Consider the following 331-nt stretch of genomic DNA (forward strand, 5'->3'; position numbering starts at 1 on the left):
GTTTAACGCTAAGTTCTCAGAAGCACTAAAAACTGTGGGCAAGCAGATTGATTTCGTTAAGTTGTTTGAAAATCGCAGCGAGTTCCGTGACAGTATCGTCCAAGAAATCGGTAACGATCTGAATGGCTATGTCTTAGAAGATGTGGCGATTGATTATTTAGAGCAAACGCCGAAAGCCTCACTAGATTCAAGCAATATCTTGGATGCTGAAGGTATCAAAAAGATTACTCAGCTAACAGCCTTCCAAAACGTCATCACTAACGAGCTTGAGCGTGACGAAGAGTTGGCCGTTAAAAAGAAAAACGTTGAGACCAAAGAGGCAATGCTGGAG

The 331-nt window shown here is 42.3% G+C and carries 1 pseudogene; it reads left to right on the forward strand.

The window, feature by feature from the left end:
* A pseudogene (locus AAEY83_RS13520) lies at positions 1–331 on the forward strand (hypothetical protein); the annotation flags it as partial.

Source organism: Psychrobacter sp. TB20-MNA-CIBAN-0197 (assembly GCF_040309765.1).
GTDB classification, from domain to species: Bacteria; Pseudomonadota; Gammaproteobacteria; order Pseudomonadales; family Moraxellaceae; genus Psychrobacter; species Psychrobacter submarinus.